26 protein-coding genes, 1 tRNA gene and 1 other RNA gene are annotated in these 24,822 nt (G+C 72.1%); 9 read left to right on the top strand and 19 right to left on the bottom strand.

Annotated features, from left to right (window positions below):
• Window positions 1-7 precede the first annotated feature (7 nt).
• The 17 genes from WFH32_RS17940 to ffs all read right to left on the bottom strand — a co-directional run bounded on the left by WFH32_RS17940 (window position 8) and on the right by ffs (window position 16,862).
• Window positions 8-847, bottom strand: a complete 840-nt coding sequence (locus WFH32_RS17940; protein ID WP_191796345.1) for an ABC transporter permease — start codon at window positions 845-847, stop codon at window positions 8-10.
• Complete coding sequence (locus WFH32_RS17935) at window positions 844-1,893, bottom strand: ABC transporter ATP-binding protein (protein WP_191796344.1); 1,050 nt, start codon at window positions 1,891-1,893, stop codon at window positions 844-846. The genes WFH32_RS17940 and WFH32_RS17935 overlap by 4 nt, the downstream gene beginning before the upstream one ends.
• A gap of 157 nt (window positions 1,894-2,050) precedes the next feature.
• Window positions 2,051-2,848 carry a hypothetical protein gene (locus tag WFH32_RS17930; RefSeq protein WP_191796343.1) on the bottom strand — a complete coding sequence of 266 codons (798 nt, stop codon included), beginning with the start codon at window positions 2,846-2,848 and terminating at the stop codon, window positions 2,051-2,053.
• Window positions 2,845-3,750, bottom strand: coding sequence for an ABC transporter ATP-binding protein (locus WFH32_RS17925; RefSeq protein ID WP_336708666.1), 906 nt, complete (start codon window positions 3,748-3,750; stop codon window positions 2,845-2,847). The genes WFH32_RS17930 and WFH32_RS17925 overlap by 4 nt, the downstream gene beginning before the upstream one ends.
• Entirely contained in the window at window positions 3,747-4,136 is a 390-nt protein-coding gene (locus tag WFH32_RS17920) for a GntR family transcriptional regulator (protein ID WP_191796341.1), read from the bottom strand. Before WFH32_RS17920 ends, WFH32_RS17925 begins: the two co-directional genes overlap by 4 nt.
• A 273-nt stretch (window positions 4,137-4,409) precedes the next feature.
• Entirely contained in the window at window positions 4,410-5,489 is a 1,080-nt protein-coding gene (locus WFH32_RS17915) for an aspartate-semialdehyde dehydrogenase (RefSeq protein ID WP_191796340.1), read from the bottom strand.
• A gap of 14 nt (window positions 5,490-5,503) precedes the next feature.
• Window positions 5,504-6,823, bottom strand: coding sequence for an aspartate kinase (locus WFH32_RS17910; protein WP_138822672.1), 1,320 nt, complete (start codon window positions 6,821-6,823; stop codon window positions 5,504-5,506).
• Window positions 6,824-7,085: 262 nt separating this feature from the next.
• Window positions 7,086-7,487 carry a hypothetical protein gene (locus WFH32_RS17905; protein ID WP_336708664.1) on the bottom strand — a complete coding sequence of 134 codons (402 nt, stop codon included), beginning with the start codon at window positions 7,485-7,487 and terminating at the stop codon, window positions 7,086-7,088.
• 191 nt (window positions 7,488-7,678) lie between these two features.
• Window positions 7,679-8,476, bottom strand: coding sequence for a TSUP family transporter (locus WFH32_RS17900; protein ID WP_191796392.1), 798 nt, complete (start codon window positions 8,474-8,476; stop codon window positions 7,679-7,681).
• A gap of 168 nt (window positions 8,477-8,644) precedes the next feature.
• Window positions 8,645-9,220, bottom strand: coding sequence for a DUF5063 domain-containing protein (locus WFH32_RS17895; RefSeq protein ID WP_138822668.1), 576 nt, complete (start codon window positions 9,218-9,220; stop codon window positions 8,645-8,647).
• Window positions 9,213-9,812 (bottom strand): recombination mediator RecR, encoded by a 600-nt coding sequence (recR, locus tag WFH32_RS17890; RefSeq protein ID WP_191796338.1) that lies wholly within the window; start codon window positions 9,810-9,812, stop codon window positions 9,213-9,215. The genes WFH32_RS17895 and recR overlap by 8 nt, the downstream gene beginning before the upstream one ends.
• A 63-nt stretch (window positions 9,813-9,875) precedes the next feature.
• A complete protein-coding gene (locus tag WFH32_RS17885) occupies window positions 9,876-10,277 on the bottom strand; it encodes a VOC family protein (RefSeq protein ID WP_318244128.1) in 402 nt (133 codons plus the stop codon).
• 2 nt (window positions 10,278-10,279) lie between these two features.
• A complete protein-coding gene (locus tag WFH32_RS17880) occupies window positions 10,280-13,051 on the bottom strand; it encodes a DNA polymerase III subunit gamma and tau (RefSeq protein ID WP_336708662.1) in 2,772 nt (923 codons plus the stop codon).
• A gap of 115 nt (window positions 13,052-13,166) precedes the next feature.
• Entirely contained in the window at window positions 13,167-13,829 is a 663-nt protein-coding gene (locus WFH32_RS17875) for a methionine ABC transporter permease (protein ID WP_191796336.1), read from the bottom strand.
• Window positions 13,826-15,085: a methionine ABC transporter ATP-binding protein gene (locus WFH32_RS17870; protein WP_442946357.1), complete on the bottom strand. Its 1,260-nt coding sequence runs from the start codon at window positions 15,083-15,085 to the stop codon at window positions 13,826-13,828. The genes WFH32_RS17875 and WFH32_RS17870 overlap by 4 nt, the downstream gene beginning before the upstream one ends.
• A 193-nt stretch (window positions 15,086-15,278) precedes the next feature.
• Window positions 15,279-16,172, bottom strand: a complete 894-nt coding sequence (locus WFH32_RS17865; protein WP_191796335.1) for a MetQ/NlpA family ABC transporter substrate-binding protein — start codon at window positions 16,170-16,172, stop codon at window positions 15,279-15,281.
• Window positions 16,173-16,765: 593 nt separating this feature from the next.
• Window positions 16,766-16,862: signal recognition particle sRNA small type (gene ffs, locus WFH32_RS17860), an RNA gene on the bottom strand.
• A gap of 151 nt (window positions 16,863-17,013) precedes the next feature.
• On the opposite strand from ffs, the gene WFH32_RS17855 reads away from it, so the two are divergent.
• Together WFH32_RS17855 and WFH32_RS17850 are read left to right on the top strand one after the other, a co-directional pair.
• A tRNA-Ser gene (locus WFH32_RS17855) sits at window positions 17,014-17,099 on the top strand.
• 100 nt (window positions 17,100-17,199) lie between these two features.
• The gene (locus WFH32_RS17850) at window positions 17,200-17,739 is read left to right on the top strand and encodes a hypothetical protein (protein ID WP_336708660.1); all 540 of its coding nucleotides are present in this window, start codon (window positions 17,200-17,202) and stop codon (window positions 17,737-17,739) included.
• Between the two features lie 52 nt (window positions 17,740-17,791).
• Here WFH32_RS17850 and WFH32_RS17845 read toward each other — a convergent pair whose 3' ends face one another.
• A complete protein-coding gene (locus tag WFH32_RS17845; RefSeq protein WP_191796333.1) occupies window positions 17,792-18,355 on the bottom strand; it encodes a hypothetical protein in 564 nt (187 codons plus the stop codon).
• 87 nt (window positions 18,356-18,442) lie between these two features.
• Between WFH32_RS17845 and WFH32_RS17840 the strand changes: the two genes are divergently transcribed.
• On the top strand, window positions 18,443-18,979 hold the full coding sequence (locus WFH32_RS17840; protein ID WP_318244127.1) for a GNAT family N-acetyltransferase: 537 nt from the start codon (window positions 18,443-18,445) through the stop codon (window positions 18,977-18,979).
• A 34-nt stretch (window positions 18,980-19,013) separates the two neighbouring features.
• Here WFH32_RS17840 and WFH32_RS17835 read toward each other — a convergent pair whose 3' ends face one another.
• Window positions 19,014-19,202 carry a PspC domain-containing protein gene (locus WFH32_RS17835; protein ID WP_191796331.1) on the bottom strand — a complete coding sequence of 63 codons (189 nt, stop codon included), beginning with the start codon at window positions 19,200-19,202 and terminating at the stop codon, window positions 19,014-19,016.
• Window positions 19,203-19,399: 197 nt separating this feature from the next.
• On the opposite strand from WFH32_RS17835, the gene WFH32_RS17830 reads away from it, so the two are divergent.
• From WFH32_RS17830 to WFH32_RS17805, 6 genes are all read left to right on the top strand, one after another.
• Window positions 19,400-20,149, top strand: coding sequence for a TetR/AcrR family transcriptional regulator (locus WFH32_RS17830; protein ID WP_191796330.1), 750 nt, complete (start codon window positions 19,400-19,402; stop codon window positions 20,147-20,149).
• Window positions 20,150-20,289: 140 nt separating this feature from the next.
• The gene (locus tag WFH32_RS17825) at window positions 20,290-21,249 is read left to right on the top strand and encodes an ABC transporter ATP-binding protein (RefSeq protein WP_336708656.1); all 960 of its coding nucleotides are present in this window, start codon (window positions 20,290-20,292) and stop codon (window positions 21,247-21,249) included.
• Window positions 21,246-22,916 (top strand): ABC transporter permease, encoded by a 1,671-nt coding sequence (locus tag WFH32_RS17820; RefSeq protein ID WP_336708654.1) that lies wholly within the window; start codon window positions 21,246-21,248, stop codon window positions 22,914-22,916. Before WFH32_RS17825 ends, WFH32_RS17820 begins: the two co-directional genes overlap by 4 nt.
• A gap of 118 nt (window positions 22,917-23,034) precedes the next feature.
• Window positions 23,035-23,346 (top strand): type II toxin-antitoxin system VapB family antitoxin, encoded by a 312-nt coding sequence (locus tag WFH32_RS17815; RefSeq protein WP_138822644.1) that lies wholly within the window; start codon window positions 23,035-23,037, stop codon window positions 23,344-23,346.
• 9 nt (window positions 23,347-23,355) lie between these two features.
• Window positions 23,356-24,060, top strand: coding sequence for a LytR C-terminal domain-containing protein (locus WFH32_RS17810; RefSeq protein WP_191796327.1), 705 nt, complete (start codon window positions 23,356-23,358; stop codon window positions 24,058-24,060).
• A 106-nt stretch (window positions 24,061-24,166) separates the two neighbouring features.
• Entirely contained in the window at window positions 24,167-24,775 is a 609-nt protein-coding gene (locus WFH32_RS17805) for a GNAT family N-acetyltransferase (protein ID WP_336708652.1), read from the top strand.
• Window positions 24,776-24,822: the final 47 nt, after the last annotated feature.

Here is a 24,822-nt window from a genome sequence, read left to right as displayed (position 1 = left end):
CCCGTCCTCACGACCAGCGGAACAGCCTCGCCGCGAGCGGCAGCAGCACCACGGTCCACACCGCCATGACCACGAGCTGCGACACCGGGACGCCGGTCCCGAACCAGCCCGTCGTCATGGCCTGCGTCGCCGCGCCGAGCGGCGTGTATCCGGCGATGGTCTCCACTACCTCGGGCATGACCGGCCCGGGCGTCCACATGCCCGCGAGGAACAGCATCGGGAAGTACAGCGTCATCCCGATCGCCGACGCGGTGCTCGCCTTCCCGGCGCGCGACGCGATGAGCATCCCGATCGAGAACATCGACAGGATCCCCAGCAGGAAGCTCCCCAGGACGACCGTGAGGTTCGTGGGGCCCGCGAGGTCGAACACCTGGCTCCCCACGACAACCGCGAGCAGCGCCGCGACGCAGACCGTCACCAGGTTGATGAACAGGTGCGCCCCGATGAGCCCCTGCGGCTTCATGGGGGTCGTCGAGAGCCGGCGCAGCACGCCCTTCTCGCGGAACGTCGCGAAGTAGACGGGCAGGGTCGTGAGCGCGACCGTCGCGACGGCGGTCGCGAGCGCCACGGGGACGTAGACCGCGACCGCGGTCAGCCCCTCCCAGGGTGGCGGCGCGTCGGTGATGACGTCCCGCATGCCGGGGAACGCGAAACCCACACCCACGAGCAGGACCGTCGGGAAGAAGAGCGCGAAGAAGACCGTCCCCGGGTCGCGGAGCAGCAGGCGGGCCTCGGTGAGGGTCAGCGTCCGCAGGCCGTGCCAACCCGTGCCCGCGATCCTGCGGCGTCGGGGGCCGCCCGCCTGCCGCGCGCCCTGTGTCGTCGTCCGTGCCGTCTGCGTGGTCATCGCGCTGCTCCTTCGGTGTCGGACCGGTCGTCGGTCGCGGCGGGGCCCGTCGCCCCCGTGTGGTCGTACGTCCTGCCCGTGACGTGCACGAACACGTCCTCGAGCGATCTGGTCATGGTCCGGACGTCGGGCACGACGTCACGCTCTGCGAGTGCCAGCACGACGGCGGGCAGCACCCGCCGCGTCCCCGTCACCTCGATCTCGCGGCCCGCTCGCGCCACCGCACCGACGTCCGCGAGGCCGCCGAGGACCTCGAGCACGACGGGCTCCTCGTGGGGCTCGACCCGCAGCCGCAGCACGCGCGAGGAGTCGACCGACTCGATGAGCTCGGCCGGGGACCCGGCCGCGACGACGACACCCTGGTCGATGATGACGAGGCGGTCGCACAGGCGCTCGGCCTCGTCCATGAAGTGCGTCACGAGCAGGATCGTCACGCCCCGCTCCCGCACGCGTTCGACGAGCTCCCAGGTCGCCCGGCGGGCCTGCGGGTCGAGCCCCGTGGTCAGCTCGTCGAGGATCGCGACCTGCGGGTTCCCGACGAGCGCGAGCGCGATCGAGAGCCGCTGCTTCTGCCCGCCCGAGAGCTTCGCGAACTGCTGGTCGCGGTGCGGGGCGAGGTCCAGCAGGTCCATGAGCTCGGCCGTGTCGGCCGGGTCCTCGTAGAACGAGGCGTAGAGCCGCAGCGCCTCGGCCACGGTCATGCGCTCGTTGAGCTCGGCCTCCTGGAGCTGGACGCCCAGGAGCTCGCGCACCGAGGCAGGGTCCGACTGCGGGTCGAGGCCGAGGATCCGGACGGTCCCGGCGTCGGCCTGCCGGAGCCCGGCCAGGCACTCGACCGTGGTCGTCTTGCCGGCCCCGTTGGGGCCGAGGACGCCGAAGATCTCCCCCGGCCCGACGGCGAAGCTCACGTCGCGCACGGCGACGGTGCTCCCGTACGCCTTGCGCAGGGCGACGACCTCGATGGCCGGTGCGGCGCCGTCGGGCACGGTGCGTGCCGCGAGCGACGGCGAGGGTGGGACGGACGGGACAGGATGTGCGGTGGTCATGGCGACCTCCCTGAGGGTGTGTTCGCCCACCGGGCGGCGCACCGGTGGACCGGGCGCCGTCCGCTGGACGGGATGAGCGTTCGTGGTGGGTGCGCCGGCCCCGCGGAGGGGACGCGCCGCGCTAAGGCGTCGGGGACGCCAGTGCGTCAGTCGACCGTCAGGTCGTGACGGGAGCGATGGCCACCGACCTCGTGACCAGGTGGAAAGCGAACGCCGCTGCGGCGAGGCCCAGAAGACCGCCCACCACCGCGGTGAGCACCTGGGCATCGGCCAGACCGACGGCCTGGGCGAACGGCCTGCCGAAGTAGCCGCTCTGGAACGCGAGCTCGACGAGGACCAGTGGGACCAGGAACAGCGGGATGGCGAAGGTCCCGCGCCACACGCCGAAGCCGTAGTACCCCATGCCGATCGCCGCGCCCGAGAGCCAGTACACGCTGCAGAAGAAGAGCTGCACGAGGAACGCGGTGCCGACCTGCCCGCCGTCGACGTAGAGCTGGGCCCGGTCGAGCTCGGGCGACCAGCCCTGCGACCGGAAGACGAGCCACTCCACGTAGCCGAGCGCTGCCGCCACGACCGCGAACGTGAGCCCGAGGAAGACCGCCGTGAACCAGGCCGAACGGATGAACGACCGTCGGGTGCCTCCCGCCGCGACGTGCACCGCGATCATGGCGAGGGGCGTGATGATGCCCATGACGAACAGGAAGAACTTCGCCGACCCGCTCACGACGCCGTCGATCACGCTGCCGTCGAGGATGTCGGTGCGCACCTCGACGTAGCCGATGATGCCCGCGATGATGAGCACGATCGCCCAGAACCACACGCCGATCTGCCACGTCCCGGCGCACATCGACCACGCCGAGGTGCGCAGCGACCGTCTCTCGGCAGCGCGACGCATCGTGGCACGCTGCACCTCGCGATCGGTGAGGGCCGTGGGGCCCGCCAGGTTCTCGGTCATGACCGCTCCTCTCGGGTCAGGTGCACGAACAGGTCCTGCAACGGCACCGCGCCGAGCTCGAGGCCCGCCTCGGTCGCCGCGGCGCGCTCGGCGTCGTCGAGCGTGCCGAAGAGCGTGACCTGGGCCGTGCTGCCCAGGCGTTGACGGGCCAGCACACGGCGGCCGTCGACGAACTGCTCGACCACGGCAGCGGTCCCCGTGAGGCTCACTCCCCTGGCGCGGACCGACTCGACGCTCTCCGCGAGCAGGACACGCCCCTTGTCCACGATCACGACGTCCTCGAAGATCCGCTCGACCTCGTCGATCAGGTGGCTCGACAGGATGATCGTGCGGGGGTGCTCGGTGTAGTCCTCGACGAGCGCGTCGTAGAACGCGTACCGGCTGGGCGCGTCCATCCCGAGGTAGACCTCGTCGAAGATCGTCAGCGGCGCCCGCGACGCGAGCCCGATGACCGCTCCGAGCGCCGATCGCTTGCCGCGCGAGAGGCTCTCGGGAGCCTTGCGCAGGTCGATCTCGAACAGGTCGACCAGGCCGGCAGCGAGGTCCGCGTCCCAGTGCTCGCGCAGCTCGGCGTAGTAGCCCAGGCTGTCGGCGACCTTGGTCGCGGCGATCGTGTCGCCGCTCTCGCGGACGAGCTGCGTGCCGGCCATGGCCCAGGCGTTCTCGAACGGGTCCTCGCCGTCGACCAGGACCGTGCCGGCGTCAGGCCGACGCATGGCGGCGATCAGCGAGAGGGCGGTGGTCTTGCCCGCGCCGTTGCGGCCGAGCAGGCCCGTGATGGTGCCCGGGCGTACCTGGAGGCTCAGGCCGTCGAGCGCAGGGTGCTTCTCGTCCTTGCCGAAGCTCAGGGTCACGTCCTGGAGCTCGACGCCGAACGGCTCGGGGCGGGTGGGGGCGGTCATGAGGTCTCTCCCGTCGGGGTGGGGCGGCCCTGGGGTCCGCGGCCGAGCACGTGGTCCACGATCTCGGCGGGCGTGATACCCAGGAGGTCGGCCTGCACCAGCGCGGGGCGCAGGACCTCGGCGAAGTAGCGGTCGCGGTGCTCGGCGAGCAGCTTCTCGCGGGCTCCGGTCGCGACGAACATGCCGACGCCACGGCGCTTGTAGAGGACGCCCTCGTCGACCAGCCCGGCGAAGGCCTTGGCGGCCGTCGCGGGGTTGATGCGGAACGTCGTCGCGTACTGGGTCGTGGACATGACCTGCTCCTCCTCGGCGAGGTCGCCGCTCAGGATCTGGGCGCGGATCTGCTGGGCGATCTGCAGGTAGATGGGTTCAGGTCCGTCGAACATGGGGCCCATCCTCTCGTCGATCGCACGTTCTGTGGTTCATTACATGAGTAATGAACCACAGAACCGTGGGTGCGCGCAAGGGGCTTCCTCGACGAGAAGTGAGCTGTGGCCCCTGATCCCGTCGGACCAGGGGCCACAGCTCACTTCCCGGGACGGCACACAGCACGACGGCGCCCGCCCACCGGAAGGTGAGGGGCGCCGTCGGGCACTGCGATGCGTGGTCCGTGTCAGAACCAGCGTGACCTCGATGTCACGCTGGTTCTGACAGCCGGGTCACGCGGGAGTCGAAGCCTTGCTCGCGAGGTCCGCCGCGACCAGCTCCGCGACCTGCACCGCATTGAGCGCGGCACCCTTGCGGAGGTTGTCGTTCGACACGAACAGCACCAGGCCGCGACCGCCCGGCACGCTCTGGTCGGTACGGATACGGCCCACGAACGACGGGTCGGCACCTGCGGCCTCGAGCGGGTTCGGGACGTCCGAGAGCGCGACCCCCGGGGCGTCCGCGAGGAGCTCGCGCGCACGGTCAGGAGAGATGGCCTGACCGAACTCGGCGTGGATCGCGAGCGAGTGACCCGTGAACACCGGGACCCGCACGCACGTACCCGCGACCAGCAGGTCCGGGAGGCCGAGGATCTTGCGAGACTCGTGACGGAGCTTCTTCTCCTCGTCGGTCTCCTCCTCGCCGTCGTCCACGATCGAGCCGGCGAGCGGCACCACGTTGAACGCGATGTTGCGCGGGAACTTGTCCGGCGCGGGGAACGAGACCGCGCTGCCCGAGTGCACCAGGCCCGTGAGGTCCTGCTCGGCCCCCGCGACCGCCTGGTCGCGCAGCTCGGCCGCACCGGCCAACCCCGCACCCGAGACCGCCTGGTACGTCGCCACGATCAGACGCTCCAGACCGGCCTCGTCCGCGAGCGGCTTGAGGACCGGCATCGCGGCCATCGTGGTGCAGTTCGGGTTGGCGATGATGCCCTTGCGCGCCTCGTGGATCGCCTCCGGGTTGACCTCCGAGACGACCAGCGGGACGTCCGGGTCCATGCGCCACGCGGACGAGTTGTCGATCACGACGACGCCCGCCGCGGCGTAGCGCTCGGCCTGCGCCTTCGAGGTCGCGCCCCCCGCGGAGAACAGGGCGATGTCGAGGCCCGACACGTCGGCCGTGGCCGCGTCCTCCACGACGACGTCCTCACCCTTCCAGGGCAGCGTGCTGCCCGCGGACCGCGCCGACGCGAAGTAGCGGATCTGCGCGACCGGGAAGTCACGCTCTTCGAGCAGACGACGCATGACGGCGCCGACCTGACCCGTCGCCCCGACGACGCCGACGACGAGGCCTGCAGAGTTCTGGTTGCTCATGGTTCTCTCCTCGCTCAACGGCCGGTGCCGGCGTAGACGACTGCTTCGCTCTCGCCGTCCAGCTCGAACGCGGTGTGGATGGCCCGCACCGCGTCGTCGAGGCTGTCGGCGCGGGTCACGACCGAGATGCGGATCTCCGACGTCGAGATCATCTCGATGTTGATGCCCGCGTCGCGCAGCGCACCGAAGAGCTGCGCCGAGACGCCCGGGCTCGACTTCATGCCCGCCCCGATGAGCGAGACCTTGCCGATCTGGTCGTCGTACTGGAGCGACGCGAAGCCGATCTCCTCGCGCACGGCGTCCAGGGCCGTGGTCGCGAGCGCGCCGTCGTCCATGGGCAGCGTGAACGAGATGTCCGTCAGGCCCGTGGCCGCGACCGAGACGTTCTGGACGATCATGTCGATGTTCGCGCCCGCACCGGCCACGACCTCGAAGATGCGTGCGGCCGTGCCCGGCACGTCCGGGACGCCGACGACGGTGATCTTGGCCTCGCTGCGGTCGTGCGCGACGCCGGAGATGATCGGAGCTTCCATGATGACCTCTGCCTCGTTGCCGGCCGGGGAGCCGGGAGCCTGCTGGGGGACGTTCGGCACCGAGCGCGCGTCGTTCGACACGATCGTCCCGGCCTTCGTCGAGAACGACGAACGGACGTGGATGGGCACGCCGTAGCGGCGCGCGTACTCGACGCAGCGCAGAACCAGGACCTTGGCCCCGCTCGCCGCCATGTCGAGCATCTCCTCGTAGGAGATGTGGTCGATCTTGCGGGCCGTCGGCACGATGCGCGGGTCCGCGGTGAACACGCCGTCGACGTCGGTGTAGATCTCGCACACGTCGGCGCTCAGGCCCGCCGCGAGCGCCACGGCCGTGGTGTCCGAGCCGCCGCGACCGAGGGTCGTCACGTCGTTGGTGCTCTGGGTGACGCCCTGGAACCCGGCGACGATCGCGACCGAGCCCTTCTCGACGGTCTCGCGGATGCGGTGCGGGACGACGTCGACGATGTGCGCCTTGCCGTGCACGGCGTCCGTGATCACGCCGGCCTGCTGGCCCGTGAACGACTTCGCCTTCACACCGAGGTTGTTGATCGCCATCGCCAGCAGCGACATCGAGATGCGCTCGCCTGCCGTGAGCAGGATGTCCATCTCGCGCTGGGGAGGGAGGGGGGTGACCTGCTGGGCGAGATCGATGAGCTCGTCCGTCGTGTCACCCATGGCCGAGACCACGACGACCACGTCATGTCCGGCCCGCTTGGTCTCTGCGATGCGCTTCGCCACCCGCTTGATGCTCTCCGCATCAGCTACCGACGAGCCACCATACTTCTGCACGACAAGTGCCACTTGCTGCTCCGTTACGTCGCCGGCCTCCGTCTCTCTCAACGGCCCGCCGGGTGTTTTACGAGTCGGTCGATGATAGCCCGAGGCCCGGGGTCGCCGGGAGGGTGCTCAGGATGCGGCCGGCCGGGAACGGGGGTCGGGCGCTGACCTGCGACGACGCCGTGATCAGCGGGTGCCGAGAACGTTGTCGATGCCGTTTCGGGGCCCCTGACGGCCTCCATCCCGTTCTCGGCGGCGTGGGCAGCCGGGTGGTGGCTGGGCGGGGTCAGGTGCGCGGGTTGGCCAGCACGAGACAGGTGTAGAGCCCGAGGCCCGCACAGGCCAGCACCAGGAGCACGAGACCCCGCCGCCGCGGCCAGGCGACGAGGATCCCGAGCGCGGCAGGCACGGTGACCATCACCACGAGGTCCGCGAACGCCTCGGTGGCAGGCGCCGGATCGCCGATGCAGGCAAGGTCAGCCTCGACGCCCGGTCCCGTCTGACAGAGGTAGCCGTAGCCGTCGATCCCGCGGTCGTAGGCGATCATGGCGGGGATCGCCACCAGGACATACCCCACGACAGCGACGAGCACCCCGACGAGAGGGCGCCACCGCGAACGAGGCCGACCGTGCAGGTCGTGCAGGTTGTGCAGGTCGTGCAGGTCGTGCAGGTCGTGCAGGTCGTGCACGAGGTCGCCGCCACGGTTCGTCGCACCCGGCGCCCGCACCCGCGGTCGCGCACGAGACGGGTGTTCGCGCACGAGACGGGTCTCCAGGTCAGGTGCGTAACCACCCGTCTCGGACCGGACGACCCGTCTCGGCCCCGGCCGGCCGGACCCCTTCGGACCGGCCCCGCCCGACACCCCCTCCTCGCGCACGGTCACTCCCCCAGGCTCGTGAGGACGTCGTACCCCAGCTTGCAGATCAAGGCGCCCACCACGACCACGAACACGACCCGCACGAACCCGCTGCCCTTGGCCACTGCCATGCGTGCCCCGATGTAGGCGCCGAGCAGGTTCGCGGCCCCGATCGCGAGCCCCAGTCCCCACAGCACCGCGCCGTACGGGACGAAGAAGATGAGCGCCCCGGCGTTGGTCGCGAAGTTCGCGATCTTCGCGAGCGCCGAGGCCGGCAGGAACGCGTACCCCAGGATGCTCACGAGCGAGATGACGAAGAACGTCCCCGTCCCGGGGCCGAGCAGCCCGTCGTAGAACCCGATCGCGAGCCCGATCCCCGCCGCGGCCCACCGGTGACCGTTGCCCTCCCAGCGCAGGTTCGTCGTGTGACCGAGCCTCGGCCTGGCGATCGTGTACGCCGCCACGGCGATCAGGACCACGAGGATGATCGGCTTGAACAGCTCGGCGGGGATCTTCGACGCGAGCGCTGCGCCGCCCACGGCCCCTACGAGCGCCGCGAGCGCCATGGGTCCGGCGGTCCGTAGGTCCGGCCCCACGCGCCGGTAGTACGTCGTCGCGCTCACGGACGTGCCCATGATGCTCGCGAGCTTGTTGGTCGCGAGGGCCTGGACGGGGCTGATCCCGGGGACGAGCAGCAGCGCGGGGAGCTGGACGAGCCCTCCCCCGCCGACCACGGCGTCGATCCAGCCGGCGGTCAGGCCCGCGAGGACCAGCAGGGCGATCGTCAGGAGGTCGAGCTCGAGCCCGCCCGAGCCGGGCAGCACGATCCCGTCGGCGGTGGGAAGGGTCGCGGCGAGGTCCCAGGTCACACGGAAGTCTTGCACGACGGGCGACGAGACGTCCGCGTGCTGTCTTGCTGCCAGACCCTAGCGGTCGGTGGTCACGCCGCAGGACACTGCACGCGCCACGCCTCCCGAGCACTGTTCGCGTCAGGAGTGCAGCGCGTCGTACTCCGCCTCGGCGGCGACGTCGTCCTCGACGTCGAGCCGCAGGTGCGCGAGCACGAGCTGCAGGACGCGCAGCGCGCTCGCGGCCCGCTCGCCCCACAGCGACAGGTAGGAGAACTGCCACCACCACAGGGCCTCGAGCTCCTGGCCGGAGTCGTAGTGCTGGAGCCCCTTGGCCAGGGCTTCGGCGATGCACGCGATGTCCCCGGACACGGACGCCTGACCGACGACCGCACCGAGCACCGGGTCCTCGATCTCCGGGTAGTCGTCGAGGCCGTCGAGCAGCCGGGCCAGGCCTTCGCGCAACGGGTCGAGGTCGGTCTCGGGCCCGGCGTCGGGCTCGAAGCGCTGGTCCGGGACGACGTCCATCATGGCGCCCAGTCGTGCGCCGACGGCCAGCAGGTCCGACGTGGCGAGGAGGAGCAGCGGGATCGCGGCCTCCGGGGCCGCGCCCGAGGCGACCTCCGCGGTCGTCGTGAGGAAGGTGCGCGCCTGCGCGGACACCGAGGCCGCGACGGACCGCAGGTCCGACCCCACGGCCTCTTCGGTCTCAACCACTGACGACCCTCCGTCCCTCGAACGCCCGCCCGAGCGTCACCTCGTCGGCGTACTCCAAGTCTCCACCCACCGGCAGTCCGGACGCCAGGCGGGACACGCGCAGCCCCATGGGCGAGAGCATGCGCGTGAGGTAGGTGGCCGTGGCCTCGCCCTCGACGTTGGGGTCCATCGCAAGGATGACCTCCTGGACCGCGCCGTCGGCGAGCCGGGTGAGGAGCTCACGGATGCGCAGGTCGTCGGGACCGACGTTGTCGATCGGGTTGATGGCCCCGCCGAGCACGTGATACTTGCCGCGGAACTCGCGCGTGCGCTCGATCGCGACGACGTCCTTGGGCTCCTCGACGACGCAGATCACCTCTGCGGAGCGCCGGGGGTCACGGCAGATGCGGCACTGCTCGGACTCCGCGACGTTGCCGCAGATCTCGCAGAACCGCACGCGCAGCTTGACCTCGGTGAGCGCGTCGGAGAGCCGCCGCACGTCCGCGGCGTCGGCCGCGAGGAGGTGGAACGCGATGCGTTGGGCACTCTTGGGGCCGACCCCGGGGAGTCGGCCGAGCTCGTCGATCAGGTCCTGGACCGCGCCTTCATACACGCCCCCAGCCTACGTGGCGCCGCCGACTCCGCGGTCCGCCGCGCGGACGTCACGGGGGCCGCGTCAGTCGTCGGCCGCGACGATCTCCACCTCGAAGCCGTCGGCGTTCTCGAGGTAGGCCGCGTAGTGCTGCGGGCCGCCCGCGTAGGGGTGGGCGTCGGCGAACATCAGGCTCCATCCGTGCTCGGCCGCGCGCGTCACCAGGTCGTCGACCTCGGCGCGGCGCCCGCCCGAGAACGCCAGGTGGTTGAGGCCGGGACGCAGGCGGTCGTGCCTCGCGGCGCGGGCGGCCGGGCTCGCCTCGAGCACGATGTACGTCGCCCCGCGCAGCCAGCTCTGGCCCGAGGCCCACGTCTGGAACCGCGTGTAGCCGAGCTCGTCGAGCAGCCACGCCCACGAGCTCTCCGCCGCGTCGAGGTCCTCGACCCACAGCTCGACGTGATGGAGCTCCCCGCGCGGGCTCACGGTCAGATCCCGGTGTCGATGGTCTCGTCGATCACGACGCCGCCCAGCAGCTGGGCGACGAGCGGCGCACCGACCAGGCCCGACGACGCGAGGTCCGGGTCGTCGTCGGACGGCGAGTCGTCGTCCATCGAGACCGCGACGCGCGCCGACGACTGCCGGGCCTTCTGCTCGGCGGCCTGCCGTTCGAGCGTCTGGCGGCGCGTCTCGCGCACGCCCGGCGCGGGCCCCGTGGGGACGGCGGGTGTCGGCGCACTGGGTGCCGTCGGCGCCGAGGGGCGCTGCCCGGTCCCGCTGCCCGACGGCGCGGCTGGCCGCACGTCCGCAGGCGGCGGTTCGTGGCCCTCGTCGAGGTCGGCGGGAGGCTCGGTCACGGGCAGGCCCGCGAGCCAGGCCTCGTCGGCCGCGTTCACGACCGGGGGCTCGACGACAGGTGCCACCGCAACCGGGGTGGAGGGCTGCGACGCCGGGTCGGGTCGCTCCTGGAGGGCGACGCCGCCGCGCTGGTCGGTGACCGCCGCCGTCTCGCCGGAGACCTGGAGCGCTCCCGTGCCCTGGGGTGCGGTGGGGGCGCTCGGCACCGAGCCGGCACCGGGCACCTGAGCGGTCGGGGGAGCGGCACCACCCGACGCCTCCCGCTGCGGAGGTGTCGAAGGCGTCGGCGGTGTCACCGGTGCGTCGAGGGGACGCGCCGGGGGCGTCGCCCCCGACGCGGGCTGCGGGGAGGGGACGGGAGCGGGACCAGCCGTGGTCCGGGCCCGGGGGGTCCCGTCGCCCTCGTCGATCTGGACGTCGATCCGGACCTGGAACCCGAGCGTCTTGTGCACCGCTTCCTGGAGCGCGGCCGAGTTGTTGCCGTTGCGGAACGAGCCTGCGGCGCCACCGTTGCTGAAGCTGAGCACGAGCGTGCTCTCCGTGAGCTCGGCGACCTCGGCGTTGTCGCGCACGAGCATCCACGTGAGGCGCTTGATGGTGCTCAGCGTCTCGAGGACCTCGGGCCAGCGCAGGGTCAGCGCCGCGGTGTCGGTCGACGTCGCCGAGGGCCCTGCCGGTGCGGCAGGCGCGGCGGGCACGGCGACCTGCTGCGCCGCCGGTTCGACCGGCGCGGCGTGCACCGGCTCGGCCGTGGGCGTGGTCCCGTGGTCGGGAACCGGGGAGACGGCCGGGGAGTCCTCACCCCCGGGTGCGGCCTCGGCACCGGCCTCCGACGTGGCAGGTGCGGCCTCGGCGGTGCCGACCGGCACCACGACCGGCCACTCGTCGGTCGCCCGGGCGTCCGGCGCGCCCGACGAGGCAGGAGCAGGAGCCACCGCTTCGGTCGGCACCTCCACAACGGGCACCACGTCGACGGGCACCACGTCGGGCACAGCAGAAGGCACGGGAGCCGTTGTCGGCGAGGCGGGTGCGCCCGGCGCGGACGAAGCAGCCGCAGCCCCCTCCCCCGCCTTGCGGGCCTGGAGCGCGGCACGTGCGGCCGCGGCTCCGCTGAGCCCGTTCACGGGGGCGACGGGTGCGTCGTCCTCGACCCGCGGCCCACGGGGCGCGGCAGCGGCGAGGCCCTCGGGGGCGCCGGGTCGCGGTGCGCCAGGCGCGAGCCCACCGGTTCCCAGCCCGCCCCGCTCCAACCGGTCGATGCGGGCCGCGAGCCCCGCGGCGCCGTCGTCCACGCCGGGGAGCAGGAGGCGCGCGCACAGGAGCTCGAGGTGCAGGCGGGGTGACGTGGCGCCGCTCATCTCGGTGAGCGCCGCGTTGACGAGGTCCGCCGCGCGCGAGAGCTCGGCCGCGCCGAGGGTCTGCGCCTGGGCCTTCATGCGGTCGAGCTGGTCGGACGGGACGTCGCGCAGCACGGCGTCCGCGGCCCCGCCGGAGACGGAGATGACGATGAGGTCGCGCAGGCGCTCGAGGAGGTCCTCGACGAAGCGGCGCGGCTCGTGCCCCGTGGTGATGATCTGCTCGACGACGCGGAAGATGCTCGCGCCGTCGCGGGCCGCGAGGGCTTCCACGACGTCGTCGAGCAGCGAGGCGTGCGTGAAGCCCAGGAGGTCCACGGCGCGCTCGTAGTCGACGTTCCCGGCCTCGGCGCCCGCGATGAGCTGGTCCATGACGGACAGCGAGTCACGCACCGAGCCACCGCCCGAGCGCACGACGAGCGGCACGACGCCTGTGCCGATGGTCACGCCCTCCGCGGCGCAGAGCTGCTCGAGGTACGGGCCCAGGACGTCCGGCGGGACGAGGCGGAACGGGTAGTGGTGGGTACGCGAGCGGATGGTCCCGATGACCTTGTCCGGCTCGGTGGTCGCGAAGATGAACTTCACGTGCGGCGGGGGCTCCTCGACGAGCTTGAGGAGCGCGTTGAAGCCCTGCGGCGTGACCATGTGGGCCTCGTCGAGGATGAAGATCTTGTACCGGTCGCGGGCGGGCGCGAAGGTCGCGCGCTCACGCAGCTCGCGGGCGTCGTCGACACCGTTGTGCGACGCCGCGTCGATCTCGATCACGTCGAGGCTGCCCGAGCCGCCGCGCGCGAGCTCGACGCACGACGAGCACTCCCCGCAGGGGGTGTCGACGGGCGTCTCCTCGGTGTTGCGCGCGCAGTTCAGGGTGCGCGCGAGGATGCGCGCCGAGGTCGTCTTGCCGCAGCCGCGGGGGCCCGAGAAGAGGTAGGCGTGGTTCACGCGTCCGCTGCGCAGCGCCTGCCGCAGCGGTCCGGTGACGTGGTCCTGCCCGATGACCTCGGCGAAGGTCTCTGGCCGGTAGCGGCGGTACAGGGCGGTGCTCACCCCGGCAACTCTAGACGGCGAGGCTGACAGCCCGCACAGCAGGTCCCCAGGCAGGTGTCCCGGGGGCCCGTGGGCGGGCCCGGCCGCCCACGGTCGGGCAGCCGCCCGGGGCGGCTCAGCGCCGCAGGACCTTGCGCGCGAGCCAGTTCCCGAAGAACTGGACGACCTGCACGATCACGATGATGACCACGACCGTCACGGCCGTCACGGCCCAGTTGTAGCGCTGGTAGCCGTACCGGATCGCGAAGTCGCCCAGGCCACCGCCGCCGATGTAGCCAGCCATCGCCGACATGTCGATCACGGCCACGAAGATGAACGTGTAGCCCAGGATGAGCGGCGCGAGCGCCTCGGGGATGAGGACCGTCCGGATGATCCGCCACGGCGAGGCGCCCATGGCGCGCGCGGCCTCGACCACGCCCGGGTCGATGCTCACGAGGTTCTGCTCGACGATGCGCGAGGTCCCGAACGCGGTCATGACGGACAGCGGCAGGATGAACGCCTCGGTACCGATCGTCGTCCCGACGACCGCGAGCGTCACGGGGTAGATCATCGTCAGGAAGATGATGAACGGGATGGGCCGGACGATGTTGACGAGCACGTTGAGGACGTTGAACACCACGCTGTTGGCCAACAGGTTGCCCTTGCGCGTGCAGTAGAGCGCGAGCCCCAGCACCAGGCCTCCGAGCCCGCCCGCGAGGAGCGCGATCGAGACCATGTAGAGCGTCTCGCCCAGCGAGGACAGCAGGATCGGCCACAGGGTGGACCAGTCGCGGTTCATCGCTCCCCTCCGAACGTGCCGGGCCTGCCGCCGCGGTCACCGGGCTGGGTCCCCTGCGTGCCGGGGCCTCCCGTCCCGGGCCATCTCTCGCTCTGCCAGGCGTCGCGCGGGTCGGGTTCGTCGACGCGGCCCGACGGCGGAGCCCCGGTGGCGTCGTCGGCCTCGCCCGACTCGTCGCTCGCCCCGGCCACGACGCGCGGGTCGTCGCGCGGGTCCGCGGCGGTCCCGAGGTCCACGACGTCGGTGGTCGCCGCGAGCTCGGTGAGGAACGCCGCGATCGTGGCGTCGTCGCCCGCGAGCTCGAGGGTGAGGGAGCCGAAGGGCCGCTCCCCGATCTCGGAGATGCCGCCGAAGACCACGGCGCCGTCGAGCCCGTGCTCGCGCAGGAGCCGCGTCAGGCTCGCGCCCGAGGTCCCGTCCTCGTGGACGCCGACGGTCACGAGGCGCCCGGGGTGGCGGCGCCGCAGGCGTTCGAGCGCCTCGGGGCCGGGCCGGTCGCGCAGCGCCGTCCCGACGAACTTCTTGGTCGCGGGCGCCTGCGGCGACGAGAACACGTCGTAGACCTCGCCGACCTCGACGACCCTGCCGTGCTCCATGACCGCGACGCGGTGGCAGGTCGAGCGCACGACGTCCATCTCGTGCGTGATGACGACGATCGTCACGCCGAGCTCGGCGTTGACGCGGCGCAGGAGCGCGAGCACGTCGCGCGTGGTCTCGGGGTCGAGCGCGCTCGTGGCCTCGTCGGCGAGCAGGATCTTGGGCGACGTCGCGAGCGCACGGGCGATCCCGACGCGCTGCTTCTGCCCGCCGGAGAGCTGCGACGGGTAGGCCTTGGCCTTCTCGGACAGGCCGACGAACTCGAGCAGCTCGGCGACGCGGGCCTCACGGCGGGGCTTGTCCCAGCCCGCGACCTTGAGGGCGTAGGCCACGTTCCCGGCGACGGTCCGCGAGGACAAGAGGTTGAACTGCTGGAAGATCATGCCGATGCTCGCGCGCACGGGACGCAGCTCGCGCTCGCCGAGGGCGCTCACCTCGTCGCCGTCGACGACGACGCTCCCGCTGGTGACGGGTTCGAGGGCGTTGATGAGGCGGACGAGCGTGCTCTTGCCCGCGCCCGAGTAGCCGATGACGCCGAAGATCTCACCCGCCCGGATGTCCAGGGTGACGCCGTCGACGGCGGCCACGGCGGACGGACCGGTCCCGAAGACCTTCGTCGCGTCGCGGAAGCTGACCATCGTGTCCGAGGTGATGCTCACGGAGGAACCTCTCGTGCGGGGGTACGGCGGCCGGGCTCCTCGTGAGAGCCGCGTGGCCACGCGTCGTGTGCGGGGGACGACAGGCGTGTACGGACAGTCCAACACGCGGGTGGTGCGTCGGGCGAGGGCACGCGGGTGCCCGACGGCGTCAGGTGAGTGACGCCGTCGGGCACCCGTGGCTCGTGCCGAGGGCTCAGCCCTGGGCGCGGTAGTTCTTCTCGATCCCCGCGAGGATCTCCTGGAGCTCAGCAGCCGAGTTGCTCTTGATGACGGCGGAGTTGCCCGACGACTCGTTCTCGGCGGCGATGACCTCTTCGTTCTGCGAGAGCGCGGCGATCTTCAGGAGCGTCTCGTCGTCCTTGTCCTCGGCGCGCGCGACCCACACGTTGATGTAGGGCTCGGCCGCGGCGGAGTCGGGGTCGTCCTGGAACAGGGCGTCGTCGGGGTTGAGCCCGGCGTCCTTGATGAAGTCGTTGTTGACGACCGCGCCGTCGACCGACTGCAGGGCGATCGGGGTCTGCTCGGCCGAGACCGGAGTGACCTTGACCTTCGAGGACGGGAGCACGTCGGCCTCGGTCGACAGCGAGCTGCCGCCGTCCTTGAGCTCGATGAGCCCCGCCTCCTGGAGGACGAGGAGCGCGCGCGCGAGGTTCGTGGCGTCGTTCGGGATCGCGATCTCGCCGCCCGCAGGGATGTCCTCGAGCGCCGTGTGCTTGGACGAGTAGAGCGCGAGCGGGTAGACCGCGGTGGCGCCGATCGGCTGGAGGTCGTCGCCGGCCTCGACGTTGTAGCCCGCGAGGAACTGCAGGTGCTGGAACTGGTTGAGGTCGATCTGGCCCTGCGAGAGCGACGGGTTGGCCTGCTGGTAGTCGCCGAAGTCGACGATCTCGATGTTCAGGCCCTCTTCCTTGGCGACCTTCTCGAACACGGCCCACTTGTCCTCCTGCGCACCGACCACGCCGATCTTGACGACGTCGTCGGCGCTGCCTGCCGAGGCACCGCTGTCGGCGGGCGTCGTGGCGCACGCCCCGAGCGTGAGGGCGGCGGCGGCCGCGACGGCGGCGAGGGTCAGGTTCTTGCGGAGCATGGGCTGTCCTTCCGGTGACGGGCGCCGGCGGTTGTCGCGGGGCGTCCGTGGGGGGCGTCACGGTGGTGACGGGTGGGAGGTGGAACGTCCTCCTGCCCGACGACGGAGCGCGCGTCGCGAGGACACGTCACCGGTGGTCGGTGGTTCAGGAAGGGATGAGGCGGGCGCTGCGGCGCGGGCTCCGGTCGTCTCCGGGCTGCGCTCGCGAAGCGGGCGGTGCGGTGCTGGGGTCAGGTCAGAGCTGACAGCACATTCGACCGGCGCCACGCAGGACGGAGCGACACGACATTCGGCAGCGGACTGCTGCGCGGTGCGTCGTGAGCTCGGTGCTCGTGGGGCGGGTCATGGCTCCATGATGCGCACGCTCGACGCCTCAAAACCACTGCGGTGGTCGATATTCCAAATGCTGGACGGAAAACCGTCCGCATCATGGTCGATCGTGGGCGACATGTCATGTTCTGTGGCGATATCAGCACGTCATCTATGACGCAGGCCACACTCCGGAACCCCTGACACGACGAGCACGCCGGGCGCGCGGGCGAGCGACGCCGTCGGGGCGCTGGACGCCTCCGCGCCGGCCAGGTGCCCGGACATGAAAGGACCCCCCGTGCACCCACCAGAGCCCACCTGCCCTTGCTGCCTTCCGGCCCTGGGGGAGTTCAGTGAGATAGCGCCGCACGAGGGGTCTGGACCCAGCCTAGCCCAGGAGGGCCGGTCGTCCGAAACCGGCCCTCCTGGGCCAGGGCGGCACGGCCCCGGACAGGCCGATTCGGTCGCAGGCCCGGCGTCCGGTATTCTCGACACGCTGCCTGACGCCCCGCGTGGGTCGACGCTGCAGCACGGAGGATTCGCCTAGTGGCCTATGGCGCACGCTTGGAAAGCGTGTTGGGTTAAAAGCCCTCGGGGGTTCGAATCCCCCATCCTCCGCAGACCGAAGGGCCCGCAGCGTGCGCTGCGGGCCCTTCGTCGCTCCCGGGGCCCACCTCCCCCCGGCCCTGCGCGCACGGAAACGCGTAGCGTGCAGCCCATGACCGACGACACCTGGTTCTCGGGCGACGAGCCGCGGACGCCGCACGAGCAGGCGTTCCTCGCCGGCCTCCGCGCCGGCGCCGCACGGTGGGACCTGGCCGGTCTCGACCCTGACCTGACCGGGGCTGACACGTCGCGGGACCCGCTCCTCGTCACGGTGGACCTGCCAGTGGTGGGTGCCTTCCTCCAGATCGCCTTCTGGGCGGACGACTCCCTGCACTCCTGGCGGCTCACGGGCGGGTGGGGTGACCAGCACGTCCTCGGCAACCACTCGGACGGCCCCGACGACCTCACCGTCCTGGGCGTCGTGGCCGGCGCGGAGACGTTCGGGGCCTGGGCCGCCGACTGGCTCGACCGCCAGCTGCACCGGCCCGTCGAGAAGCTGGACTGGCTCGTCCACGGACAGGTCGCCAAGACCCGCTGGCAGCTTGCGGGGAGCGGTCGGCACCTGCGTACCACAGGATCGATCTTCCCCGCCCGCCGCCGTCGACCCGACCGCATCACGGTGACGCGGACGACCGAGGTCGAGGCCGACTGACGCCCGGCGCCGGAGCGGGCGCCCGGCGCCGGGTGCCGGGTGCCTGGGCGCGTCAGCCCACCGAGTCGAGCAGCCGCCCCGCCGTCGCGAGGAGCTCGTCGCGCGGGACCCCGTCGCCGATGAGACGCACGGTCCCGGCAGGGGCCGCGTCGATCGAGACGACCGAGCGTTCCAGCCCTTCGGGGTCCGAGGCCACGGTCACGTCCTCCTCGCCCGAGAGCTCGGGGACCTCCTCGAACGCCCAGCCGTCGCCGAGGCCCTCGACGGTGACGCCCGCGTGCATCGCGTGGACGTACAGGCCCGGCCCCTGGTCCTCGGGCTGCCCCTGGACGTAGACCGAGCTCGTCGACCCCGAGAGGTCGAGGTCGACGGTCTCGACGTAGTGGAACTCGGCGGGGAGGACGGCCGGGTCGAGCTCGCCCGCCGCGGCCCGCAGGAGCGCCCCCTCCCTCGTCGACCCGTCGAACGTCGGAAGGGGCGTGGCAGGGGCTGCGGCGGCAGGGGTCTGCTCCGCGGTGGCCATGGACGAGGCGGTGGAGACGCACCCTGCGAGCGTCACGGCGACGACGCCGAGACAGAGGGGCAGCAGGACGACTCGGGTGGGGTGGGAGCGCACCCTCGGATGGTGCCATGCCGACCTGTGTCGGACAAAAGCCTCGGGCAACGGTCCGAGGCCGGGTGGGTTCGGTGCATACTGGCCGGCGTGCCCCCCGCAGACCGCCCGCTCCCCGTCGACCGGCCGACGGCCTGGCACGTCGCCGAGCACTCGGTCCACGCGCCGGAGTCCCGAGAGATCCTGTTCCGGTACTACACCGAGGTCAGCGACCGGTTCTTCGGCCACGCGACGCCGCCGGAGGACCTCGCGACGGGCTTCGCCGCCCAGGACTCCACGGGGCTGGCTGCTCCCGGCGGCTCGTTCCACCTCGCCTGGGCGGACGGCGGTGACGGCCCCGAGGCCGTCGGGTGCGCGGGGGTCGAGCTCGCGCCCGACGCCCCCGAGCCGACCGCGGAGCTCAGGCGCGTCTTCGTCGAACCGGCGTTCCGTGGGCGAGGCGTCGCGAGCGCCCTCCTCGAGGCGGCCGAGGCCGCGGCGCGGGGCCTCGGCGCCGTGGTGGTGCGGCTCGACACCAGGCACGACCTCGTCGAGGCCCTGGCCCTCTACGCACGGCGCGGGTACGTGGACGTCCCGGCGTTCAACGAGGACCGGTACGCGCAACGGTGGCTGGCGCTGCGGCTCTGACGAGGACGACGGGCCGCGCCGCGGCGGCCCCCTGTCACTCCGGGTCGCGGGGCAGCATGATCCACAGCACGACGTAGGCCAGGATCTGCGGCCCGGGCAGGATGCACGAGGCGACCGCGATGACGCGGACGAGCGTCGGGCTGATGTCGAAGCGGCGGGCGAGGCCCGCGCAGACGCCGGCGATCACGGCGCCGTGGCGCGGTCTGGCGAGGATGTGGCTCATGCTTCGACGGTACGCCGGGGCTCGGTTCGCGCACATCGGGGACTCCCCTGATCCGTCCCCCGTCCTCGGGGGCTCGATCGTCATCCTCGCGGGGGACTTCCCGGCCCTGGGGTCCCCTTTCGAAGCCCTCGAACCTTGACGTCTTCTTGACGCACAACCTCTTGCATCCTGCTGAACGAGTGTTTAGCGTGTTGAACATGCGTTCAGTCCCACGGGGTGACGAGCCCGACCCGACCGGCCCCGGCACGCGGACGCCGAACGTCCCGGAGGCGCCCGACGTCCCGGACCTCACCGGGCGCGCCCGCATCCGCGACGCCGCTCTGCTCCGGTTCGCGTCCGAGGGCTTCCGGGTCCCGGTCCGCACCATCGCGGCCGACGCCGGGGTCAGCCCGGGGCTCGTCATCCACCACTTCGGGTCCAAGGAGGGGCTGCGCCGCGCGTGCGACGAGCACGTCCTCGTCCTCGTCCGCGAGAACAAGCGCAACGTCCTGGGCGACGAGCAGGGATCCCGGGGCAGTCCCGTGGACGTCCTCGCGCAGCTCGGGTCGATCGAGGAGTACGGCCCGGTGCTCGGCTACGTCCTGCGCAGCCTCCAGGAGGGCGGCGACCTCGCCCGCTCGTTCGTCGCGAGCATGATCGACGACGCCGTCGCCTACATCGCGGACGGGGTCGCCACGGGGACCATCAAGCCCTCTCTCGACGAGAGCGCGCGCGCCCGGTACCTCGTCACGCAGTCGCTCGGGACGATCCTCCTCGACCTCACGCTGAACCCACCCACCGACCCGGGAGACACCGGGTCCGTCATCCGGGGGTACGTCGACCGGCACGGCCTGCCGTCGATCGAGCTCTTCACCGGCGGGTTCCTCACCGACCGCACGCTCCTCGACGCATACCTCCGGTACGCCGAGCCGCCACCCGGCGAGCAGGCCGCAGCGCCGGCCCCGTAGCCCAGGACGACCGGCGCGTTCCGCAGCCCGGCCCCCCTGGACGAGCGGCGCCGTCGGGCACCGGGACCCCGCTCCCACCCGACCTCGGCACGCACCGTCGCCCCTCTCCGTCCACTCCCTCCCTCACCCGACGAGGAACCATGACCACGACCGCACGCACGACCGCCGCGACCCGCGGGCCGGCCGTCGAGATCCACGACCTGCGCAAGTCCTTCGGCACGACCACGGCCCTCGACGGACTCGACCTCACGGTCCGTGCCGGGGAGGTGGCAGGTTTCCTCGGGCCCAACGGTGCCGGGAAGTCCACGGCCATCCGCGTGCTGCTCGGCCTCCTGCGCCCGGACTCGGGCACCGCGACCCTGCTGGGCGGCGACCCGTTCCGCGACGCCGTGTCGCTGCACCGACGCCTCGCCTACGTCCCGGGCGACGTGACGCTCTGGCCCCAGCTCTCGGGCGGCGAGACGATCGACCTGCTGCTGCGACTGCGCGGCGCGACCGTCGACGAACGGCGCAAGGCCCGCATGCTCGAACGTTTCGAGCTCGACCCGACCAAGAAGACCGGCACCTACTCCAAGGGCAACCGGCAGAAGGTCGCGCTCGTCGCCGCGCTGAGCGCCGACGCCGAGCTGCTCGTGCTCGACGAACCGACGTCGGGCCTCGACCCCATCATGGAGGCCGTGTTCCAGGACTGCGTGCGCGAGACCACGTCCCGCGGCACGTCGGTCCTGCTGTCGAGCCACATCCTCGCCGAGGTCGAGGCCCTGTGCGACACCGTGACGATCATCCGGGGCGGCCGGGCCGTGCAGTCCGGCACGCTGCGCGAGCTGCGGCACCTCACGCGCTCCAAGGTCGTCGCGACGGTGGGATCGGGGACGCCCTCGACGGGTGCCCTCGAGGCGCTCGACGGGGTCCACGACCTCGTCGTCGACGGCTCGCACGTGACGTTCCACGTCGACGACGACGCCCTGCCGCAGGTCACGCGCGCGCTCGCCGACCTGGCGCCGCACGGCCTGACGATCGAGCCCCCGTCCCTCGAGGAGCTCTTCCTGCGGCAGTACGGCGACGAGCTCGCCCTGCTCGACGGCGAGGCCCTGCGATGACCGCGCTGACCTCCGCCGACCCGGCCGCCGCCTCGCCCCGGCGCGCGGACGCCGCCCCTCCCCTGTCCCTGCGCGGGGCGTTCGCGGGCACGGCGGCGCTGACGCGCCTCGCGCTGCGCCGTGACCGCGTCGTCCTGCCCGTGTCCGTCGTCGTGGTGCTGCTCATGGTCGCGGTCACGTACTCGTCGGTCGCCACGGTGTACGGGACGCAGGCCGAGCGCGACGAGCTCACGGCGAGCATGGGCACCAACAGCGCGTTCCTCGCGCTGCTCGGTCCGCTCGAGCACACCGGGTCGGTCGCCTCGACGGCCGCCTGGCGCGTGGGCCTGTTCATGATCCTGGTCCTGGGCGTGCTCGCCGTGCTCACGGTGGTGCGTCACACGCGCAAGGAGGAGGAGACGGGCAGGCTCGAGCTCGTGCGCGCCGCCCGCGTGGGGTCGCTCGCCCCGCTCACGACGGGGGTCCTCGTCGCGGCCGGGATGTCCGTGGTCACGGGCGCGCTCATGGCCGCGATGTACGTGGCACAAGGAGCCGACGGCGCCTCGTCCGTCGCGTTCGGCCTCCAGTTCGCGGCGCTCGGCCTGGCCGGGACGGGCATCGGGGCCGTGTGCGCGCAGGTCGCCACGTCCTCGCGGACCGCCAACACGATCGGCGTGCTGCTGCTCGTCGCCGGGTACGCGCTGCGCGGCGTGGCCGACATCGACTCCGCGGACTGGCTGCACTGGGTCTCCCCCGTGGGGTGGGTCCAGGAGATCGACCCGTTCGGTGCGAACGCCTGGGGGCCTGCGCTGCCGTGCCTCGCGCTGTTCGTCGTGTGCGTGGCGGTCGCGGCCCGGCTCTCGCTCGGGCGAGACCTCGGCGCGGGCCTCGTCCAGCCGCGCCCGGGTCCGGCCGGCTCCGCATCGCTCACGAGCCCGCTCGCGCTCGCGACGCGGCTCCAGCTCCCCGGGGTCGTGTCGTGGACGCTGGGCGTCGGGGCGTACTGCCTGCTCGTCGGGTTCCTCCTGGACTCGGTCGACGACATCGCCGGGTCGTCCCCGCAGATGCAGCAGATCATCGCGCAGCTCGGCGGCGCCGGGGCGCTCGCCCAGGTCTTCCAGGTCGCGATCATGGGTTTCGTCGGCATCGCCGCGGCCGCCTTCGCCGTGACGCTCGTGTCCCGGGTCCACGCCGAGGAGACCTCCGGCCGCACCGAGCTCGTGCTCGCGACGGGGACGTCCCGGACGCGGTACCTGACGGCCTCCGTGGTGCTGCTGGTCGTCGGCGTCGTGGCCGTCCCGCTCTGGGCCGGGCTCATGATGGGTCTGGGGCACGCGCTCGTGTCGGGCGGGTGGGGCAGCGCCTTCGGCGACGCCGTCGGTGCCGGGCTCGTGCAGGTCCCTGCGGCGATGGTCGTCGCCGGGCTCGTGCTCGTGCTCTACGGGTGGTGGCCGCGGCTCGTCGCCCTGGGCTGGGGCGCCGTCACGGTCTTCCTGGTCGTGGGGCAGCTCGGCGAGCTGTTCGGGCTGCCGCAGTGGGTCCGTGACCTGTCGCCGTTCACGCACGTGCCGCAGGTCCCGCTCGACCCGTTCTCCCTCGGGCCCGTCCTGGCCCTGACGGGCATCGCCGCAGCCCTCGTCGCGGTCTCCTACGCCGGGTTCCGGCGCCGGGACGTGGGGGGCGCGTGACGGGGTCCCGAATCCCGACCCGGGTGGTGAGGGTCGGATGTGCGGGGCCTGTGGAGTTGTGGGGCACCGGGACGCGATCCGCAGCACCGCGCCGAGGCCTCCCCCTAGACTGGCCCGCATGATCTTCAAGGCCGTGGGTGACGGGCGCCCGTATCCGGATCACGGGTTGGTCACGCCCAAGGACTGGTCGAGCGTCCCGCCCCGGCAGGTACGGCTCGACGAGCTCGTGACGACCAAACGGACCTTGAACCTCGACAACCTGCTCTCGGAGGACTCGACGTTCTATGGTGACCTCTTCGCGCACGTCGTGGAGTACCAGGGGGTGCTCTATCTCGAGGACGGTCTGCACCGGGCGGTCCGCGCAGCACTGCAGCAGCGGGCCATCCTGCACGCTCGTGTGCTCATGCTCAACGCCCCCTCGGTCGGGTAGGTTTCTGGCGTGACCACGCAGCCCGGCTCCGATCCCTCTCGATCCGTCCGTCGACGGCACATGCACGAGCGACAGGCCGTGGTCTTCGGGCTGCTCGTCGCCTTCCTGGCTATCACCGGCATCGGCGCCCTCGCCGTCTACACGGGTGCCGTCGAACCGCCGTTCGACCGTACCTTCAGCTCGCCCAAGGTCGACGACGCGATCGCCGACGTGAAGGCTCCCTGCCTGGCTGAAGGCACCCTGCCGACCCCCTACGGCGAGGTGCAGGTCCGGATCTTCAACGCCTCGGGCAAGGGTGGGATGGCCGCAGCCAACGAGCAGATCCTCGAGAGCCGTGGGTTCACCGTCGCCACGGTCGGTGACCTGCAGACCCCCGAGGGGAAGAACACGACGCAGCGCACCACCCAGATCTCGTTCGGTGTGACCGGGATCGCCCAGGCGTACACGCTCGCCGCCCACTACCAGGACCCTGTGCTCGTCCTCGACGACCGGCCCGACACCAGCGTCGACCTCGTGCTGGGCGAGAACTTCGTGAACCTCGTGGACGAGGAGCTCGTGGTGGTCGACCCTGCGGTGCCGCTGGTGAACCCGGCGAAGTGCGTCGGGGTCGAGACCATCACGCCGCAGGCGGCCTACGTCCCGCCGACGCCGCCCGCCGAAGAGGCCCCCGCCGACGTCGACCCTGCCGACGAGGCCCCCACCGTCGGAGGCTGACGCACTCCGCGGCAGCGCACATGCACCGGTGGCCCTGAGCCGGGTTCGCGACTACTGTCTGGGCGCGGCGCCTTCTTCTCCCTGCTCTCGAACGGTCCGGCACACGATGGTCTCCCTCCCGATCCGCCCTGCTCGCACCACCGACCCCCGCGAGGTCGACCGTCTGTACGACATCTGCCTGCGGACCGGTGCTGACGGCGGCGACGCCACGGCGAGGTATCGCGACCCCCGACTGCTCGGCGAGATCTACCTCGGGGCGTACCTGGCGTTCGAGCCGGAGCTCGCGTTCGTGGTCGACGACGGGTCGGGTGCGCTCGGGTACGTCGTCGGCACGGTGGACACGGCGGCGTTCGAGGAACGCTGTGCGCGGGACTGGTGGCCGGCCCTGCGCGCCCGCTACCCGGTCGACTCCTTCCCCGCGGACACGGACGACGCGTGCCTGGTGCACGCCATGCACTCTCCGTCGACGGCGGACCGTGAGGTGCTCGACCTCTTCCCCGCCCACCTCCACGTGGACCTGCTGCCCGCGGCCCAGGGCGGGGGAAACGGGCGTCGTCTGCTCGAGGTGCTCTTCGACGCGCTCCGGAAGCGTGGTGTCCAAGGGGTCCACCTGGGCGTCTCGGAGACGAACACGTCGGCGATCGGCTTCTACGAGCACCTCGGCCTCGAACGGGTCCCGACCGACGAGGGCTACGTGCTGGGGCTCAAGCTCTAGGGCCGACCGGTCTCGGGGTGCCCGGACGCGAGGCCGGTCAGAGGGTG

Source organism: Oerskovia sp. USHLN155 (genome assembly GCF_037145535.1).
GTDB lineage: Bacteria > Actinomycetota > Actinomycetes > Actinomycetales > Cellulomonadaceae > Oerskovia > Oerskovia rustica.
Note: the sequence above shows the minus strand (reverse complement) of the source record. Positions and strands in the feature narration are given on the sequence as shown.

Coding starts and splice junctions, on each gene's coding strand:
- WFH32_RS17875 (WP_191796336.1), bottom strand. CDS start 13,829: ATGAACCGCGACTGGTCCACCCTGTGGCCGATCCTGCTGTCCTCGCTG.
- WFH32_RS17920 (WP_191796341.1), bottom strand. CDS start 4,136: ATGTTCGACGGACCTGAACCCATCTACCTGCAGATCGCCCAGCAGATC.
- WFH32_RS17825 (WP_336708656.1), top strand. CDS start 20,290: ATGACCACGACCGCACGCACGACCGCCGCGACCCGCGGGCCGGCCGTC.
- WFH32_RS17915 (WP_191796340.1), bottom strand. CDS start 5,489: ATGAGCAACCAGAACTCTGCAGGCCTCGTCGTCGGCGTCGTCGGGGCG.
- WFH32_RS17835 (WP_191796331.1), bottom strand. CDS start 19,202: ATGAGCCACATCCTCGCCAGACCGCGCCACGGCGCCGTGATCGCCGGC.
- WFH32_RS17820 (WP_336708654.1), top strand. CDS start 21,246: ATGACCGCGCTGACCTCCGCCGACCCGGCCGCCGCCTCGCCCCGGCGC.
- WFH32_RS17830 (WP_191796330.1), top strand. CDS start 19,400: ATGCGTTCAGTCCCACGGGGTGACGAGCCCGACCCGACCGGCCCCGGC.
- WFH32_RS17850 (WP_336708660.1), top strand. CDS start 17,200: ATGACCGACGACACCTGGTTCTCGGGCGACGAGCCGCGGACGCCGCAC.
- WFH32_RS17865 (WP_191796335.1), bottom strand. CDS start 16,172: ATGCTCCGCAAGAACCTGACCCTCGCCGCCGTCGCGGCCGCCGCCGCC.
- WFH32_RS17935 (WP_191796344.1), bottom strand. CDS start 1,893: ATGACCACCGCACATCCTGTCCCGTCCGTCCCACCCTCGCCGTCGCTC.
- WFH32_RS17925 (WP_336708666.1), bottom strand. CDS start 3,750: ATGACCGCCCCCACCCGCCCCGAGCCGTTCGGCGTCGAGCTCCAGGAC.
- WFH32_RS17815 (WP_138822644.1), top strand. CDS start 23,035: ATGATCTTCAAGGCCGTGGGTGACGGGCGCCCGTATCCGGATCACGGG.
- WFH32_RS17805 (WP_336708652.1), top strand. CDS start 24,167: ATGGTCTCCCTCCCGATCCGCCCTGCTCGCACCACCGACCCCCGCGAG.
- WFH32_RS17930 (WP_191796343.1), bottom strand. CDS start 2,848: ATGACCGAGAACCTGGCGGGCCCCACGGCCCTCACCGATCGCGAGGTG.
- WFH32_RS17940 (WP_191796345.1), bottom strand. CDS start 847: ATGACCACGCAGACGGCACGGACGACGACACAGGGCGCGCGGCAGGCG.